14 protein-coding genes and 1 pseudogene are annotated in these 15433 nt (G+C 64.6%); 6 read left to right on the forward strand and 9 right to left on the reverse strand.

What is annotated here, in order from left to right:
- The first annotated feature begins 68 nt into the window (after positions 1-68).
- Genes ACZI8R_RS05455 through ACZI8R_RS05465 form a run of 3 tightly spaced genes read left to right on the forward strand, consistent with a single transcriptional unit; the run spans position 69 to position 5207 of the window.
- On the forward strand, positions 69-2786 hold the full coding sequence (locus tag ACZI8R_RS05455) for a phosphoenolpyruvate synthase (protein ID WP_463378554.1): 2718 nt from the start codon (positions 69-71) through the stop codon (positions 2784-2786).
- Complete coding sequence (locus tag ACZI8R_RS05460; RefSeq protein WP_463378555.1) at positions 2776-4572, forward strand: ScbA/BarX family gamma-butyrolactone biosynthesis protein; 1797 nt, start codon at positions 2776-2778, stop codon at positions 4570-4572. The genes ACZI8R_RS05455 and ACZI8R_RS05460 overlap by 11 nt, the downstream gene beginning before the upstream one ends.
- On the forward strand, positions 4569-5207 hold the full coding sequence (locus tag ACZI8R_RS05465; protein WP_463378556.1) for a nitroreductase family protein: 639 nt from the start codon (positions 4569-4571) through the stop codon (positions 5205-5207). The genes ACZI8R_RS05460 and ACZI8R_RS05465 overlap by 4 nt, the downstream gene beginning before the upstream one ends.
- On the opposite strand, the gene ACZI8R_RS05470 is transcribed toward ACZI8R_RS05465, so the two are convergent.
- Positions 5199-6572 (reverse strand): cytochrome P450, encoded by a 1374-nt coding sequence (locus tag ACZI8R_RS05470; RefSeq protein WP_463378557.1) that lies wholly within the window; start codon positions 6570-6572, stop codon positions 5199-5201. The two genes, ACZI8R_RS05465 and ACZI8R_RS05470, sit on opposite strands and share 9 nt — an antisense overlap.
- Positions 6573-6650: 78 nt before the next feature.
- On the opposite strand from ACZI8R_RS05470, the gene ACZI8R_RS05475 reads away from it, so the two are divergent.
- Positions 6651-7934, forward strand: a complete 1284-nt coding sequence (locus ACZI8R_RS05475) for a glycosyltransferase (RefSeq protein WP_463378558.1) — start codon at positions 6651-6653, stop codon at positions 7932-7934.
- On the opposite strand, the gene ACZI8R_RS05480 is transcribed toward ACZI8R_RS05475, so the two are convergent.
- Genes ACZI8R_RS05480 through ACZI8R_RS05490 form a run of 3 tightly spaced genes read right to left on the reverse strand, consistent with a single transcriptional unit; the run spans position 7931 to position 10099 of the window.
- Positions 7931-8335: a VOC family protein gene (locus ACZI8R_RS05480; RefSeq protein ID WP_463378559.1), complete on the reverse strand. Its 405-nt coding sequence runs from the start codon at positions 8333-8335 to the stop codon at positions 7931-7933. The two genes, ACZI8R_RS05475 and ACZI8R_RS05480, sit on opposite strands and share 4 nt — an antisense overlap.
- 40 nt (positions 8336-8375) lie before the next feature.
- Positions 8376-9143, reverse strand: a complete 768-nt coding sequence (locus ACZI8R_RS05485) for a hypothetical protein (RefSeq protein ID WP_463378560.1) — start codon at positions 9141-9143, stop codon at positions 8376-8378.
- Complete coding sequence (locus tag ACZI8R_RS05490) at positions 9140-10099, reverse strand: DUF8176 domain-containing protein (protein ID WP_463378561.1); 960 nt, start codon at positions 10097-10099, stop codon at positions 9140-9142. Before ACZI8R_RS05490 ends, ACZI8R_RS05485 begins: the two co-directional genes overlap by 4 nt.
- A 167-nt stretch (positions 10100-10266) precedes the next feature.
- On the opposite strand from ACZI8R_RS05490, the gene ACZI8R_RS05495 reads away from it, so the two are divergent.
- Positions 10267-10731: a hypothetical protein gene (locus ACZI8R_RS05495; RefSeq protein WP_463378562.1), complete on the forward strand. Its 465-nt coding sequence runs from the start codon at positions 10267-10269 to the stop codon at positions 10729-10731.
- 12 nt (positions 10732-10743) lie between these two features.
- Here ACZI8R_RS05495 and ACZI8R_RS05500 read toward each other — a convergent pair whose 3' ends face one another.
- The 3 genes from ACZI8R_RS05500 to fdxA are packed head-to-tail and all read right to left on the reverse strand — an operon-like array spanning position 10744 to position 13271.
- Complete coding sequence (locus ACZI8R_RS05500) at positions 10744-11214, reverse strand: hypothetical protein (protein WP_463378563.1); 471 nt, start codon at positions 11212-11214, stop codon at positions 10744-10746.
- Positions 11215-11217: 3 nt separating this feature from the next.
- On the reverse strand, positions 11218-12906 hold the full coding sequence (ctaD, locus tag ACZI8R_RS05505) for an aa3-type cytochrome oxidase subunit I (protein ID WP_463378564.1): 1689 nt from the start codon (positions 12904-12906) through the stop codon (positions 11218-11220).
- The gene (gene fdxA / locus ACZI8R_RS05510) at positions 12903-13271 is read right to left on the reverse strand and encodes a ferredoxin (RefSeq protein ID WP_463378565.1); all 369 of its coding nucleotides are present in this window, start codon (positions 13269-13271) and stop codon (positions 12903-12905) included. Before fdxA ends, ctaD begins: the two co-directional genes overlap by 4 nt.
- 61 nt (positions 13272-13332) lie before the next feature.
- Here fdxA and ACZI8R_RS05515 point away from each other — a divergent pair, with 61 nt between their 5' ends.
- Positions 13333-14025 carry a helix-turn-helix transcriptional regulator gene (locus ACZI8R_RS05515; RefSeq protein WP_463378566.1) on the forward strand — a complete coding sequence of 231 codons (693 nt, stop codon included), beginning with the start codon at positions 13333-13335 and terminating at the stop codon, positions 14023-14025.
- A 15-nt stretch (positions 14026-14040) separates the two neighbouring features.
- Here ACZI8R_RS05515 and ACZI8R_RS05520 read toward each other — a convergent pair whose 3' ends face one another.
- On the reverse strand, positions 14041-14691 hold the full coding sequence (locus tag ACZI8R_RS05520) for a hypothetical protein (protein WP_463378783.1): 651 nt from the start codon (positions 14689-14691) through the stop codon (positions 14041-14043).
- 66 nt (positions 14692-14757) lie between these two features.
- A pseudogene (locus ACZI8R_RS05525) lies at positions 14758-15105 on the reverse strand (GAF domain-containing protein); the annotation flags it as partial.
- Positions 15106-15433: the final 328 nt, after the last annotated feature.

The raw sequence follows: 15433 nt of genomic DNA on the forward strand, positions 1-15433 counted from the left end.
CTTACCACCCCGGGAGCGTCTTCGATCAACCCGGTGCCCATCGGCCGATCCGCGGTTATGGTGGCGCCATGGTGGGGAGCGACGACGACGTCTATCGAACGGGTGGCAAGGGTGCGGGCCTGCTCCGTCTGAGCACGGCGGGGCTTCCGGTGCCTCGATGGACGGCGGTGGGGGTCGACTCCTTCGCTGCATTCGTCGTGGCACACGACCTGGAAGGCCTGATCGGGGAGATCGCCGATGCGGAGGACCTCGATCACGCGCTCGCACTGGCAGCCGAGCTACGCGCCGGGATCGCCGAGGCGCCGTTCCCCGAGGCTGTCCGGGCGGCCGTCGTGACGGCCTACGAGTCGGTCGGCGGCGGGATTGTTGCGGTCCGTTCCTCTGGGGTTGCCGAGGACGGCTCGGAGTTCTCGCACGCGGGCCAGTTCGACTCCTTCCTCAACGTCACCGGCGAAGACGACGTCCTCGACTGCGTGCGACGGTGCTGGGTATCGGCATATTCCGAGCGATCGGTGCGCTACCTGCTGAGCAGTGGATCGGCCGTATCGTCGTCCGGCATCGCGGTGGTCATCCAACAATTCGTCGCGGCCCGGGCGAGCGGAGTCATGTTCACGGCCAACCCCATCACCGGTTCTCGGGAAGAGATCGTGATCAGTTCCGTCCTCGGACTGGGTGAAGGACTCGTGTCGGGCGCCGTCGACGCTGATTCGGTGGTGGTGAACAAGCACACCGGGGTGTTCGGCGACCGTGTGGTCGGCGAGAAGGAACAGCAGTACGTCGCGGACGGCAACCACGGCCTCGTGCCGGTCGACGTACCCGACGACCTGCGACGAAAGCCCGCCGTCACCGACCACGAGATCGGTCGTCTCGTAGAGGTGGGCAACCGGATCGAGGAACTCTACGGCGCACCGCAGGACATCGAATGGCTGCTCGACGGTGACGACGTCTGGATCGTGCAGTCCAGGCCGGTGACGACGTTGGGCGAGTCGCAGGCGGGTGTTTCCACGAATCTGTCCGGCGTGCAGTTGCAGGGCGCGGACGAGGACGTTCCGGCCGAAGAACTCCGAATCTGGGACAACTCCAACATCATCGAGAGTTTCAGTGGGATCAGCTCGCCTCTGACCTTCACTACAGCCTCGGACGTCTACGGGCGTGTCTACCTCAGCTACGCGAAATCACTCCGAGTGCCGGCAGCGCAGTTGCGGCAGATGGAATCGTGGAACCCGGTGATGCTGGGCTACTTCCACGGCCGCGTCTACTACAACCTGCTGCACTGGTATCGGATGGTCGGGATCGCGCCCGGGTACCCGCTCAACCGTCGCGTCCTCGAAGTGGCGCTCGGGGTCGACGAGCCGGTCGACGATGCGCTGGCGAAGACGTTGAAGCCCTTCACGTTCGAGTCGGTGCCGGCCAGAATCGCGTCCCGTGCAGTGACGACGGCGACCTACGTCAAGCGTTTCGTCGAGATCGACAAGAAGACCGAGAAGTTCATGCGGGGCTTCTACCGGGTCTACGACAAGTACGACGTGATCGACTACGACTCGCTGACCGGCGACGAGGTCTACGCGCGCTATCGCCGCATGGAGCGCGATCTGGTCGACCGCTGGGGGCCGATGATGGTTCTCGACGCCATCCTCCTCACCTCGTCGGGCCTGTTGTATCTGCTCACCAAGGCGTTCTTGCCGAATGCGCCGGAATGGTTCACGTATGCCGTGGTCAGCCCGGGTTCCGACGTGGAATCGGCGGAGCCTGCGCGGGCAATGAGCCTGATGGCCGAGCACGTGCGCGCGGACCCGGCGCTGCTGGATTTCGTGAACACCACTGATCCCGGGTCGGCCTACGAGAAATTGAAATCGAGCGAGTGGACCGAGTTCGCGGCCGAGGTCGACGACTACATCGACCGCTACGGCTATCGCAGTCTCGACGAACTGAAGCTCGAAACCCCTGATCTGCGTGAAGATCCCTCGAGCCTCTTCGTGATGTTGCGCAGTGCGCTGCCGGAAGCTCAGCGGAGCAGGCGCGGCGACGCCGACGGCTATCTGGAGGAGCACCTGGGTAGCGGCGTCCGGAGGCGGATCTACGAGAAGCTGCGGAGCAAGACGAGCCGTTCGCTGGCCAACCGAGAACGCTTGCGGTTCTGTCGTACCAGGGCGTTCGGCATGGTCAAGCGAATGCTGCGCGCACTCGGCCGCGATCTGGTTCGGCGCGACATCCTCGACGAGTTCTCGGACGTCTTCTTTCTGCGCCTGGACGAACTCCGTGGGTGTTACGAAGGCGCGACCGACACGGACACGCTGCGGGATCTGGTAGCCGGCCGGAAGGCTCAGAAGACCCGGGATTCGTTGTTGGTCGCGCCCCCGCGCTTCGTCACGGAAGGCGTGGACTTCAGCGCCGATGCGCTCGAGAAGCAAGGATGGATTCCGCTGGAAGCCACCGAGGCGGCCGAGAGCGGTGCCGTTCTCGAGGGAACGCCGTCGGCCTCGGGTGTTGTGGAGGGCCGCGCGGTCGTGGTGGACGAGCCTCGGGACGTCGCAGGGGGAATTCTCGTCGCCTATCGCACCGACCCCGGCTGGGTGGCGGCACTTCCGTCCGCATCCGCCCTGGTCATCGAGCGAGGGAGCCCGCTCACGCACGTCGCGATCATCGCCCGCGAACTCGGCGTTCCCACCGTGGTGCAAGTGAAGGACGTAACAAAACTCGTCCGAACGGGGATGAACTTGAGAGTAGACGGGGCACGGGGCGTCGTCGTCGTACTCTCCGATGGGACTGATAGGGATGCCGAATGACGGCAGCATCGACAGGACCCGCGGTTGGATGATGCCGGCCGGACTGTTCGATTCACCCAGCAAGCGTGAGGCGTTCTCGCGCGACACTTATTTCCAAGAGGGCCTGCAGCAGCTCTCCGAATACACTTCGGATGTTGCCGATTTCGCCCACCGCAACGCGATCCTGTTGCTCAAACCGGACGCAATCGTCGCCCGCGCAGTGGATCCCACACTGGACTGGCTGGCGGAGAACGGCTTTCGGGTGGTGTGCGCACGTCAGGTCGGCGTGGACCGCAATCTCGTGCGGGCACTCTGGTACTTCCAGTGGGACATCGCCTCTGCCGAACGTCGCCGTCTCGCCGACCTGCTTTTGGAGATCTCCGACTCGCTGGTTCTGGTGGTCACCCACGACACTGCGAAGACGCCCGCCTCCGTGCTGCTCACCGAGTTGAAAGGCCCGACCAACCCGGTCGATCGGCAGCCGGGACAGCTGCGCCATCTGCTCGGCCTGCACACCTTCCTCCTCAACATGGTGCACACGCCGGACGATCCCGCCGACGTCGTTCGTGAGCTGGCGATCTACTTCGGAAACGACGCCCGCAAGACGGTCCTGGAAGAGGCGATGTCGGGGCTGGACCGCAGTGCCGAGGCCCGCGACATCGGGCACCACCTGTACTCGCAGACGCCCCAGCGAAGCTTCGAGCGGGGCGAGGCCGAGGACGTGCTGCGCGGCGAACTGAGGGTGGACGAGAACGACCAGGGTGACGACACGGACGCCGGGTGGGCGACGTTGTTGCGCGATGCGTGGGAAAGCGACGCCAAGCTCGACCCGTGGGCGGTGATCGTGGTGGGCTCGTCTGTGCTGCCGATGCGCACCGGAAGCGCACCTACGCCACAGCTTCACCAGCACACCATCCCGCGGCGTCTCGTGCACAAGATCGCGGTATCCGAGGTGTTCCTCACCTCGCTCGATCGTGACGGCGATACCTTCGTCGTCGGCGCGCAGCTTCCGCGCATGCACGCGTACTACGGAGACCATCTCGGCGACGCGCAGGATCGACACGACCCGCTGATCGTGATGGAGGCATCCCGTCAAGCGTCGATAGCGTTGATCCACAAGTACTTCGACGTCCCGATAGATCACCAGTTCCTGGTTCGGACCTTCAACGGTAGTGCCGAACCGGGTTCGGTGTGGAACGTCGGGGTCGACGCGGCGAATCTGGTGATCGAGGCAAAGATTCTGCGCCACTTCAGAACCCAGGATGTTCTCACCGGTGTTGCGATGGAACTCTCCATCTCACGTGACGGCGCGCCGATGATGGTGGTGGACGGCTCGTTCTCCTGGCACGCGCCGAAGGAGTGGGCAGGCATACGGCGCGCTACCCGGTCCGCCAGAAACCTCGGAGAGTCGCCGGAGTCGTTGCCGGGCGGAGCCCGCACCTCCGCCCGCAAGGTGGGTAGAGAGAACGCGCGCAACGTAGTGGTGGGCGAAGGCGTCGATTCCGAGTTCCCGCTGGTCGTGGACCAGACGCATCCGAGCCTGTTCGACCACCCGCTCGATCATGTGCCCGGAAACCTGCTGATCGAGGCGGGTCGGCAGGCGAGCATCGCCGTGTCGAGCCGGCGCACGGGTTCGATACCTCGCCTCGAGAAGGTGTGCAGCCGATTCACCGGGTTCGTGGAGTTCGATGTACCCGCCTCGTGCGCAGTGCAGGTGACCGACACCGGGACGCGCTGTGAGGTGACGCAGCAGGGCGATTCGCTGGCCGTGGTCGAACTCCACTTCTCGGAAGAACGCCGTTCATGACGGCATCGCACAGGGAGAGCGTCGACGAGGCTCTGACTACGACGCGGGCATTTCGGCGCAAGCTCGACCTGACTCGTCCGGTCGAGCGCGAGGTGATCGAAGAATGTCTGAACGTGGCATCGCATGCGCCCACGGGATCGAATCGGCAAGGGTGGAGATTCGTCGTCGTCGATCGACCGGATACGAAAAACGCCGTTGCGCAGATCTATCGCAGAGGGTTTGCCGACAACATTTCCGGACGGACTCCGACCCCGCAGCAGAGGGTGGAGCTCGAATCGGCCGCCTACCTGGCGGAACACCTGCACGAGGTTCCCGCGCTGGTTCTCGCGTGCCAGAACGGTCGACTTCCCGCGGACGCCTCGGCGAAGCAGCTGGCGAGCTTCTACGGTTCGGTGTACCCGGCGGTGTGGAGTTTCATGGTGGCGCTTCGGAGCCGGGGGATCGGTTCGAGCTTCACCACGGCCCACCTCACATACGAACGTGAGGTTGCCGATGCGCTGGGCATTCCCTGCGACGACGTGACGCAGGTGGCCCTGCTCCCGGTCGCGTACCTGACATCGGACGCGGGTGGCCGCTCCCGACGAAATCCTGTTCCGGTGCAATGGAACTCGTGGGACCCGACCACTTTATCGTGACTGTGTACTCGGCTCTGTCCGCGCAGGCATTCGTGCTCTGAGGGTGACGGGCACGCGCGACGGCGACATCACGAAGTCCTGGTTGGACGGCTTCACCTTCGTGCGAAGATCGGGAATCGGCTCCCACCGCGACAGCAGGGCCGCGGCCTGAAGCGTGATAGCCATGAGGGCGTAGTGATTGCCCGGGCAGCGGCGCTTGCCGACACCGAACGGCATGGTGGCCTTCTTGTCGATGTCGTCCGCGCGTTCGGGTGCCCAGCGTTCGGGATCGAACACCTCCGGGCGGTCGAAGTACGCAGCGTCGTGATGAATCATGAAGGGGCTGAACACCACATTGGTTCCCGCGGGTATCGGGACGTCCCCGACGACCACGTCGTTGCCGGCGGTCAACATGCTCACCCACGGAGCCCAGAACCTCAGCGTCTCCTGCAGCACCTGACGCAGATACGGCAGCGACTGGGCGTGCTCGGCGGACACGGGATCGGTGCCGATCACCATGTCGAGTTCCGCGTAGACCTTCGCGGCTATGTCCGGGTGCCGAGTGAGTTCGTGGATCAGCCACGCGAGCATCGACGCCTCGGAGCCGACGCCGGCGGCCAGGACGAGAATCAGTTCGTCCACGATTTCGGGGTCGGAAAGCGTTGCACCGGTTTCGGAATCGGTGTGGCCGATGAGGGCGGACAGCACGTCGCCGCGGTCCTCGCCGGCATTCCGGTACTCGGTGACCACCTTGCCGATGGCCGACCGCAGATGCGCCGACTTCGCCGCGAATCTGCGATTGGCGATCAGCCGCAGCTTGGTGATCTGCGGGGGCAGGGCGCCACGGCGAATCACCTCGCCGAGCAGCCACGGAATGTTGTCGCGGATGGCATCTTGGGCATCGGAGCTGAATCGCGCGGTGAACAAGGTGGACGAAATGGTGTCGAGGACAAGGCTGTGCGCCTCGCTCGCGAGGTCGACCTCCGCGCCGTCCGTGAAACCGTCCGCCCACTGATCGGCCACCGAAGCAGCCACGGTGGCGTACACGCCGAGGCGAGCTTGCCGGAATGCCGGAGCGATCATTCGTCTGCGCAGATCGTGCTCACTGCCGCTGAGTACGTTCACCGATCCGGTGACGATGACCTTGATGGCTTCACGGAGTTCGTCGCGATGAAAAGGGCCCGCCTCACCGAAGCTCACCTGACGGATCAGGTCCGGCGTCGTGAGGACGTAGGCGGGCGTGGGACCCAGGTAGATGCGCACGACGGGCCCGTACGACGACAGCGTCCTGATGAACGCCAGCGGGTCCCGGAGCGCGGAGATGCTGTGCCCGAGGAGCGGCAACCGACCGCGGGCAGTGGGTACGGCCGACACGTGTTGCGGCATGGGCGCCTGCTCCTGTCACGGTTGCGTGCGTGAGCGCTGTCACTATGGTTGGTACCACAATGCAGTAAGGGGCTGGTAATGAAGGTGGTTCTCCCTCTCGCCGGAACACGCGGTGACATACAACCCGCGGTTGCTCTGGGGCTGGAACTGGCAGGTCGGGGACACGACGTCGTTGTCGGTGCGCCTCCCAACCTCGTCGACTTCGTCACCCGAACCGGGTTGCAGGCCAGGCAGTGTGGCCCCGACGTGCAGAAGCTCTACTCGTCCGAGCAGGGGCAGAAGGCGCTGGCCTCGGGTAGTTCGTTCAAGCTGATGCCGATGGTCGCCAAACAGATGTCCGAGTACGCGGAGCAGATGGACGACGAGATGATCGACGTGTGCAAGGGCGCCGACGTCATCGTCTCGACCATGCTCACCGAGGACCGGTCCCAGTCCATCGCCGAAGCGATGAACGTGCCGCTCGTGACGATGCACAGCTTTCCGTGCCGCAGAAACAGCCTGTACACCCTCCCGGGCGGACTACCTCACGACTGGAATCTGCCGGGTCCGGTGATCCGTGCCAGCTGGGTCGCGACGGAGAAGCTTCGCGGCCTCGCCTTCATGAAGTACATCAACGCACTGCGCACGAAGCTGGGACTGAGCAAGACCAGGGCCAACGTGGAGTCACTGCTGGCCCGCGACGGAGTCCCCGAACTTCAGTTGTACGACACGGCATTCGTTCCCGGACTGGCCGAAGAGTGGGGCGACGATCGTCCGTTGATGGGTTTTCTGGACCTACCGCGCTCTGCGCGCGAAGCGGTGGGGGAGTTGGCAGACGAGCATGCCGACGTGCTCGAGTGGATCGAGAGCGGCGAGCCCCCGGTCTATTTCGGGTTCGGCAGCATGCCGATCAGGGACACCGCGGCCGTCCTGGACATGGTCGAGGAGATCACGGCGGAACTCGGAGTACGTGCGTTGGTCAGTGCCGGGTGGAGCGATCTCGAGGTTGCCGACCATTCGACCGGTGACCACGTCAGGGTGGTCGGCCCTCTCGCCCACGATCTCGTGTTCCCGTACTGCCGCGCTGCGGTGCACCACGGTGGCATCGGCACGACGTACGAAAGTCTGCGGGCCGGTCTGCCGACCCTCGTGTGTTCGGTGTCGTTCGATCAACCGCTGTGGGGCGTGCAGGTGACCAAGTTGGGCGTGGGAGCGCACGTCAAGTTCGCCGAGCTCGATCGCACGACGTTGAAGACGGGCATCGAAACGGTGATGTCACCGGGGACGGCAGAGCGAGCGCGCCGGTTCGCGGAAACGCTCGCCTCGGGCGACTCCAATGCGGCCGCCCGAGTAGCGGACGTGATCGAGGCTGCGGCTCGCTAGCCGATGTTCACCATCCAATTGATGCCGAACTGGTCGGTGAGCATCCCGAACTTGGCGCCCCACGGAGCATCCCCCAGTGGCATGACCACGTTCCCGCCGTCCGGCAGCTTGTTCCAGTAGCCGGTCAGTTCGGCCTCGTCGTCGCCGCTCAGCGATACGGAGATGTTGTCTCCGACGTTCAAGTCCATGCCGGCGGGAGTATCCGCGCCCATGATGACCAGGCCGTTCTCTGCGGTCAGCATCCCGTGCATGATCTTGTCCGCCTCGGCAGGATCCTCGCTCGCGTGAAACTCCGCGAACGTGTTCAGGTTCAGCTCGCCGCCGAAAACGGAGTGATAGAACTCCATGGCCTGCCTGGCTGTGTCACGAAAACTGAGATACGGGTTGAGCAGTGTGGGCATGACGGCTCCGTTCGTATGTGTGAACTGGTTCACACATACGTTACTGCGCGGAGATCGCTGCTGTCGCCGCCGAGAGGCGCTCGTACGCTGCCACGGTCTGGGGCGCGAGAGCGCTGTGATTCAGCACCACACCCGATGCAAGGTGCTCGTCGTAGGGAATCTGCTCGATGCCCCACACCTGACCGGCCAGGTGCTCACGGAGCAGGTCCACGTCGACCTGCCAGCCGGCCGCATCCTGGTTGGAAACCGTGACGACGGTGCGTGCCAAACCGGCCTGACCCAGCGTGTTCGCGATGGTTTCCAGGGCGCTGCGCATCCGATTGAATGCGTCCGCCCGGCACGGGACGGCCAGCACGATCGGTGCGCGCGGGTCGGTCAGAAGGGGAGCCAGGTACGAGGGCCGAAGGCGGTGCCCGACGTCGTACACCCCGGCAACGGCGCGCGAGCGCAGGTACAGATCGACGGCGCCGTAGTCGGCATTGCCGGCCGTGTGTTCACCGACGCGCTGCAGCACGCGGGCACCGGCGGCGGTGCGGGAGCTGCAGGCCTCGAAGACGTCGTCTTTGATCGGCCCGCCCGAGGACGTCGCAACCAACTGCTCGAGATTGCCCTTCGACAGTCGATCGTCTGCACCGCGATCGGCCAGATCACCCCCGGCCGGCGTGGTGTCCACAGCGACCACCGGAAAACCGTGTGCCGCAGTCACGTTCACGAGACCGAGAGCTGTCGTGGTGCCGCCTGCGCCGCCGCACGCGCCGAGTACGAGCGTGAGTGGCGCGAGAGTCAGTGTCGACTGGGTCTGGGTCATTCGGGTGCCCCCATGTAAGTGATGAATGTCTTGCCGTCGATCTCGGTCGTTCCCACACCCGTGGGGTACTTGTCCTCGGGAAGGCCCGGCGACTTCACCCGGAGGTTCAGAAGGAATTGATCCGACGCGGTCTGTTCGATCTCTGCGCAGTATTCGGTGTTCGTGGGAATGTCGTCGATGAACGGTTGCAGCCGGTCGGCCGTACTCACCTTGGCGTCCGGAGTAACCACCTCGCGCGCCTTCTCGGCGTCACGCTCGACGTAGTAGGCGTATTCGAACGCCAGGATCGCGTTGGCGCCACTGGACTGATCGCCCGGCTGGTTGCTCACGATCGTGCCGTTCGAGTCGGACTCGGTGCAGAAGCCGCCCGCCGCTGCGGTCGACTGGGCGGCATCGGCGTCGCTGCTGCTGAGCGTGTCCGGTCGGAGAACCAGGCCGACCACGAGCGCGCCCACCGCCACGACGACGGCGGCCGCGGCGGCTCCGATGATCAATGGCCGCTTGTTTCGTCCGCTGCTGCTCTGCGGTGCTTCGAGCGGCACAGCGGCAGCGGGTGTGGGGGCCGGTTCCGGCGCAGGGGTGGGAGCAGGGGCCGACGACGGAGCGGGAGTCGGCGTGGGCGTTGCCTTGGGTGGTTTCGCAGGCTTCTGCTTCTTCGGCTTACGAGGCTTGCGGGGGGACACCGTGGTGTCCGGACCCTGATCGGCGGAAAGCCACGTCGGGGTCGGGGCATCACGGGACGCACGTGGGTCGCTCGCGGCGGCCGGCGCCTTGTTGTCCGGAGAGAACATCATCCCGGTCGCTTCGTCGGCATCCGACCAGGACGCGTCCTGGGGATTCGTTTCCGCAGCGTCCGGACCAGGGGCGGGGGCAGCCGAAGCCGGTGCCGGGACAGGTGGGAAGGGAGGGAACCAGCGACCGTAGCGGTCTTGTTCTCCGCGATCGGTGTCAGTCACCATCGAATCTTATTCTCCGCCCCCGTAGCTGCCGCGCGCCGTCCCGCATGTCCGAATCGCCAAGATACCGCACTGCCGTTCTGCCGGTCCGTCGTGATTGCGAACAATCGCCAGGGACAGGTGCTCCGCCGGCCCGAAACTGCTCGGACGGTTCTAGAATCGCGCGCATGCGCCCTGATCGACTCACTGTCGCAAGGCCGACCACCATCCTGATTGCGGTCGGCGTCTGCTGTGTCGTTCTCGGCGGGCTGATTGCCGCGGTCACCGGGCCGCTGGAGCTGGTTCGAGGCAGTTGGTTGGCCGCATATCTGGTGTTGGTCGGCGGTGTTGCTCAGGTCGCGATGGGCAAAGCACGGCAGTGGCGAACGGGATCGGGGGAACGGCACCGGTGGGGCTGGATTCAGGCAGCGTCGTGGAATCTGGGTAATGCCGGAGTCATCGTCGGCACGCTGGCAAGTGTGCCGCTGGTGGTCGACGCCGGATCGATCGTTCTGGTCGTGGCATTGGCGCTCGCACTGCACGCCGCCAGAGGCGCTACCGGCACCATCTATTGGATCTACCGAGCCCTGCTGTTGGTGCTTGCCGTCAGCATTCCTGTCGGAATCGTGCTGTCGCATCTTCGACATTCCTGAGCCGGCCACGAATCAGGTGGAGAGGAAAGCGCCCAAGAACACGAGGGCGACGCTGAGCACGCCGAGCAGGGCCCGCAGACCGCCGGCGGCCAGCGCGCCTTGTCGCACTCGGACCCTCAACTGCTCGTCATCGGGGGATGCGAGCAACGTCCTTCGGAGCACGGTCATACGACGGGCCTGAGCCACCGCGACCCCGAAGCTCGCCAGCAACACGGCAGCGCACACCACGGCGGCCACCAGTGTCCCGTCCCAAGGTTTCTCTCGTGCGAGGACACCGCCGGTGGCCAATGCGACGATCAGGGCCGGACAGCCGACCCAGAAATAGGATCGTCCCAGCGACCGGAAGAACGCGACTCGATGCGAGTCGTCGAGCGTGGCGGTGGCCGTTCTGGCGACCACCGCGATCGCGACATAACCACCGACCCACACGCTGACAGCCAGCACGAACACGGCGACCACGATCGCCTCCGCAGTGTCGGACACCCCTCAGCCCCGACGACCTACGTGCGATTCGGCTCGAATTCGTTCCACCATGTGCGGGTAGTGCAGTTCGAAGGCGGGCCGCTCGGAACGGATGCGCGGCAGTTCCGTGAAGTTGTGTCTGGGCGGTGGGCACGTCGTGGCCCATTCGAGCGAGTTTCCGTAACCCCAGGGGTCGTCGACGGTGACGACCTCGCCGTAGCGATAGCTCTTGAAGACGTTCCACACGAACGGCAGTAGTGAGGCGCCCAGGATGAACGAACCGATGGTGGACACGGAATTGAGGACCGTGAATCCGTCGGACGGCAGGTAGTCGGCGTAGCGGCGGGGCATGCCCTCGGCGCCAAGCCAATGCTGAACGAGGAACGTGGCGTGGAAGCCGACGAACGTGGTCCAGAAGTGCCACTTTCCGAGACGTTCGTCGAGAAGCCGTCCGGTCATCTTCGGGAACCAGAAGTAGATGCCGGCGTAGGTCGCGAAGACGATCGTGCCGAACAGTACGTAGTGGAAGTGCGCAATGAGGAAGTAGGAGTCGGTGACGTGAAAGTCCAACGGTGGGCTGGCCAGAATGACTCCTGACAGGCCGCCGAACAGGAAGGTGACGAGGAACCCGACGGAGAAGAGCATCGGCGACTCGAAGGTCAACTGCCCTTTCCACATGGTGCCGATCCAGTTGAAGAACTTCACACCGGTCGGGATCGCGATCAGGAAGCTCGTCATCGAAAAGAACGGCAGCAGAACGGCGCCCGTCGCGAACATGTGGTGTGCCCACACGGTCATGGACAGGGCGGATATGGCGATGGTGGCGTAGACGAGGCCGAGGTAGCCGAAGACGGGCTTGCGACTGAACACCGGGAAGATCTCCGACACGATCCCGAAGAAGGGCAACGCCACGATGTACACCTCGGGATGGCCGAAGAACCAGAACAGGTGCTGCCACAGCAGCACGCCGCCGGTCGCCGGATCGAAGACGTGCGCGCCGAGGTGACGGTCGGCGAGTAGCCCCATCAGTGCCGCGGTGAGCAGCGGAAATGCCATCAGAACGAGGATGGACGTCAAGAAGATGTTCCACGTGAAGATCGGCATCCGAAACATCGTCATCCCCGGCGCGCGGAGGCAGATGACGGTGGTGATCATGTTGACGGCGCCGAGGATGGTGCCCAGTCCGGCCACGGCCAGACCGGTGATCCACAGGTCGGCGCCCACGCCGGGCGAGTGCAGAACGCTGGTCAGTGGTGTGTAGGCGGTCCAGCCGAAATCCGCTGCACCACCGGGGGTCACGAAGCCGGACACCGTGATCAACGCTCCGAACAGGTAGAGCCAGTAGCTGAACGCGTTGAGCCGGGGGAAAGCCACATCCGGCGCGCCGATCTGCAGCGGCAGTATGTAATTGGCGAAGCCGAACACCACGGGCGTCGCGTACAACAGCAGCATGATCGTGCCGTGCATGGTGAAGAGTTGGTTGTACTGCTCGTTGGACAGGAACTGCATGCCGGGAACGGCGAGTTCGGCTCGCATCAACAGCGCCATGAGTCCGGCGGCCATGAAGAACCCGAAGGACGTGACCAGGTACATGATCCCCAGCATCTTGGGATCCGTGGTGGTGGCCGCTCGGTAGAGATACGAACCCTTCGGCCCGACGCGTGGTGGGTACGGGCGGGCAGGGCGAGGTTTGGTCAGTGCCGGCGCGTTCACGGCGTGCCCTCGGCTCCCGCGTCATCTGGGCGGGGCGGGAATCCGGCGACGAGTTCGGTGTCGACCCCGGTCGGCCCCAGCTTTCCTGCGCCTCCAGGTGATCCGAGCGGCTCGGACGCTCCAGGGAGTGGACTGTGGAAGAAGCGGGCGTTGTCGTCTATGTACTGCTCCCACTGGGGTGGGGTATCGGATTCGTAGTAGATCGCCTCGACGGGGCAGACCGGCTCACAGGCGCCGCAATCGATGCATTCGTCCGGTTGAATGTAGAGCGCTCGTTCGCCCTCGTAGATGCAGTCGACAGGACATTCTTCGACGCAGCCGCGGTCGAGCACGTCGATGCACGGCTCCGCGATCACATACGTCATACGCACCTCCAGAGAGCTCGCCCTGGTTTTAGAGGAATGTATTCCTCTAAAGTCTTACAGTATGGCGGTACGAAAGGGAACAGGCAGCGGGCGCCATCGAGTCGTCACGCACGCGGTGTTGGCGTCCGATCGGCGCGCCGCGTTGATGGACGCTCTCCGATCCAGTTCCGAACCCAAGGCTGCCGGTGAGCTGGCGGAGGAGTTCTCCCTGCACGTGAGCACCGTGCGGTTTCATCTCGACGCGCTGATCGACGCGGGACTGGTCGTCGCCGAATTCGAGACGAAGCCCGTTCGAGGACGTCCGCGAAGGCTGTATCGGGCGCTCACACCCGATGTTCAGGGACACCACACGGGATACCGCGAGTTGGCCGAGGTGCTCGCCTCGCACTGGGAGAGCGAGGGCGGAGATCCGGCGGCGCGCGCCATCACGGCCGGTAAGCAGTGGGCACGGCGCGGCCTGGCCGAACGTGACGAGGCGCCGCGGACATTCGACGCCGCGGTCGACAGTGCGTCGGCGTTGTTCGCGGAGATGGGTTTCGAGCCCAGGACCGAGACCTCGGCCGACGAAACTCGAATCCGATTGCACGCGTGCCCGTTCGCGGCGGTCGCCCGGGAGAGCCCCACCGTGGTGTGTTCGCTCCATCTCGGGTTGTTGCGCGGCGTGCTGGAACGGTCGGGTGTACCCGAAACGAATGGCACACTCACGCCCTGGGACACCCCACACACTTGCGTCGCGCGCCTCGCCAGGCGATGACGGACACGGCGCTGCTCAGGGCCGTCGAATCCGCACGACGAGTAGGCGATCGGACAGTTCCCCTGGGTGCCGTGTGACCGTGCACGCCGATTCCACCCAGTCCGTGTCGATACCGCGCAGACGAAGGTGAACGTCATCGACCACGTCGTCGAGCCCACGGAGCTGCGCTGCGGCAAGGTCGAGGACCGCGTGGTCTTCGCTGATGATCAGGTCGGATGCCGATCGGAGGTCACGCCATCGGACCCATGGTGGCGCGTAATCGTGCGGGATCCAGCGGACCATAGCTCGCGTATCGGAGTCGATGACGGCTGTGTAGTGATCGGCGCCGTAAGCGGCCGCTTCCAATGCGCGCTCGGCGAAAGTCGGTGGAGTGGGCGCGCCGGCATCGGAGATGTCGTGCCAGAGACTTCTCGTACCCAGTTCACCGGGCCTGGTCGAAGCTTTCGTCCACGCGTGCCACTTCATCGTTCGGCCGTCGGCGTGCTCGACCGCGGCTGCTCCGTCCCATCGCGCTCCGGGCTGGGGATTGAGAGAAAGGGCGTACAGCGCTTCCTCGTTGTCGAATCGCGGAGACTTTGCAAAATGCTCGCCGGGGGTGCGTTCAGGAACGTGGTTCTCCGGCAGGACTCCGGTCATGAGCGACGCTTCCAGAGTTTGCAATATCACCGTCCGCTTCAACGACCACGAGACGCCAGCAGTGATTCTGGGAGGTGCGACAGCCGTGGCGGGATCGCCGACCCACAACTGAATGCCGTGTGCTTCTCCAGACGGTCCGAGGACGGGCAGTGCGTCGATATGAAACGTCTGTCGCCGGTGACTGGATCTCAGGTCGGAAGTGAACCGCGTGCGAGACGACCGAACCGCATCGATCACTTTTGTCAGGTCGAGATCGCGAGATGGATTCAACCTACGTTCGATCGACGCCCAGGCCCTGACGGTGGCGCCGTCACGTCTGCCGGGGAAAGATCGGAGGAGTCGCTCAGAGGACACAGTCCCGCCCCGGGCTTGTTGCTGCATCCGGAGCCGACGAATACAGGCTCTGGGAAACCCCGGGAAGGGCGCGTCGATCACTCTAACCATTTGCCGACTGGATCGGCAAGGTGCGGCAGTCGTCACGAAATGCCGAGGAGAAGTGTGAACTAGTCGATAGCCCACGAAGGATAATGCCAGGTCACAGCATTTGTAGGTCAGCCTAAGTTGTGAGAATCCGGGGGTTCTGAATTATCGTTTTCTTTACACGGTGGACTCACGAAAGTCCGACCCGACCGTGAGGCAATGTCGCTTGGGGCGAGAACCACACCCCTGGAGTGCCGCGCGAGGCGACAGCCGCACGGATGAGTGCCGATCACATCGTCGTGACTGCGCTCGCGTTGCAAGAGATGGCCATCAGCGCTGCTGGTCGTCGGTG

The organism is Rhodococcus huquni (assembly GCF_055231055.1).

What these genes read in the sequence shown, in the direction of transcription:
- ACZI8R_RS05455 (WP_463378554.1), top strand. Translation starts at nt 69, where the DNA reads ATGGTGGGGAGCGACGACGACGTCTATCGAACGGGTGGCAAGGGTGCG.
- ACZI8R_RS05460 (WP_463378555.1), top strand. Translation starts at nt 2,776, where the DNA reads ATGCCGAATGACGGCAGCATCGACAGGACCCGCGGTTGGATGATGCCG.
- ACZI8R_RS05465 (WP_463378556.1), top strand. Translation starts at nt 4,569, where the DNA reads ATGACGGCATCGCACAGGGAGAGCGTCGACGAGGCTCTGACTACGACG.
- ACZI8R_RS05470 (WP_463378557.1), bottom strand. Translation starts at nt 6,572, where the DNA reads ATGCCGCAACACGTGTCGGCCGTACCCACTGCCCGCGGTCGGTTGCCG.
- ACZI8R_RS05475 (WP_463378558.1), top strand. Translation starts at nt 6,651, where the DNA reads ATGAAGGTGGTTCTCCCTCTCGCCGGAACACGCGGTGACATACAACCC.
- ACZI8R_RS05480 (WP_463378559.1), bottom strand. Translation starts at nt 8,335, where the DNA reads ATGCCCACACTGCTCAACCCGTATCTCAGTTTTCGTGACACAGCCAGG.
- ACZI8R_RS05485 (WP_463378560.1), bottom strand. Translation starts at nt 9,143, where the DNA reads ATGACCCAGACCCAGTCGACACTGACTCTCGCGCCACTCACGCTCGTA.
- ACZI8R_RS05495 (WP_463378562.1), top strand. Translation starts at nt 10,267, where the DNA reads ATGCGCCCTGATCGACTCACTGTCGCAAGGCCGACCACCATCCTGATT.
- fdxA (WP_463378565.1), bottom strand. Translation starts at nt 13,271, where the DNA reads ATGACGTATGTGATCGCGGAGCCGTGCATCGACGTGCTCGACCGCGGC.
- ACZI8R_RS05515 (WP_463378566.1), top strand. Translation starts at nt 13,333, where the DNA reads ATGGCGGTACGAAAGGGAACAGGCAGCGGGCGCCATCGAGTCGTCACG.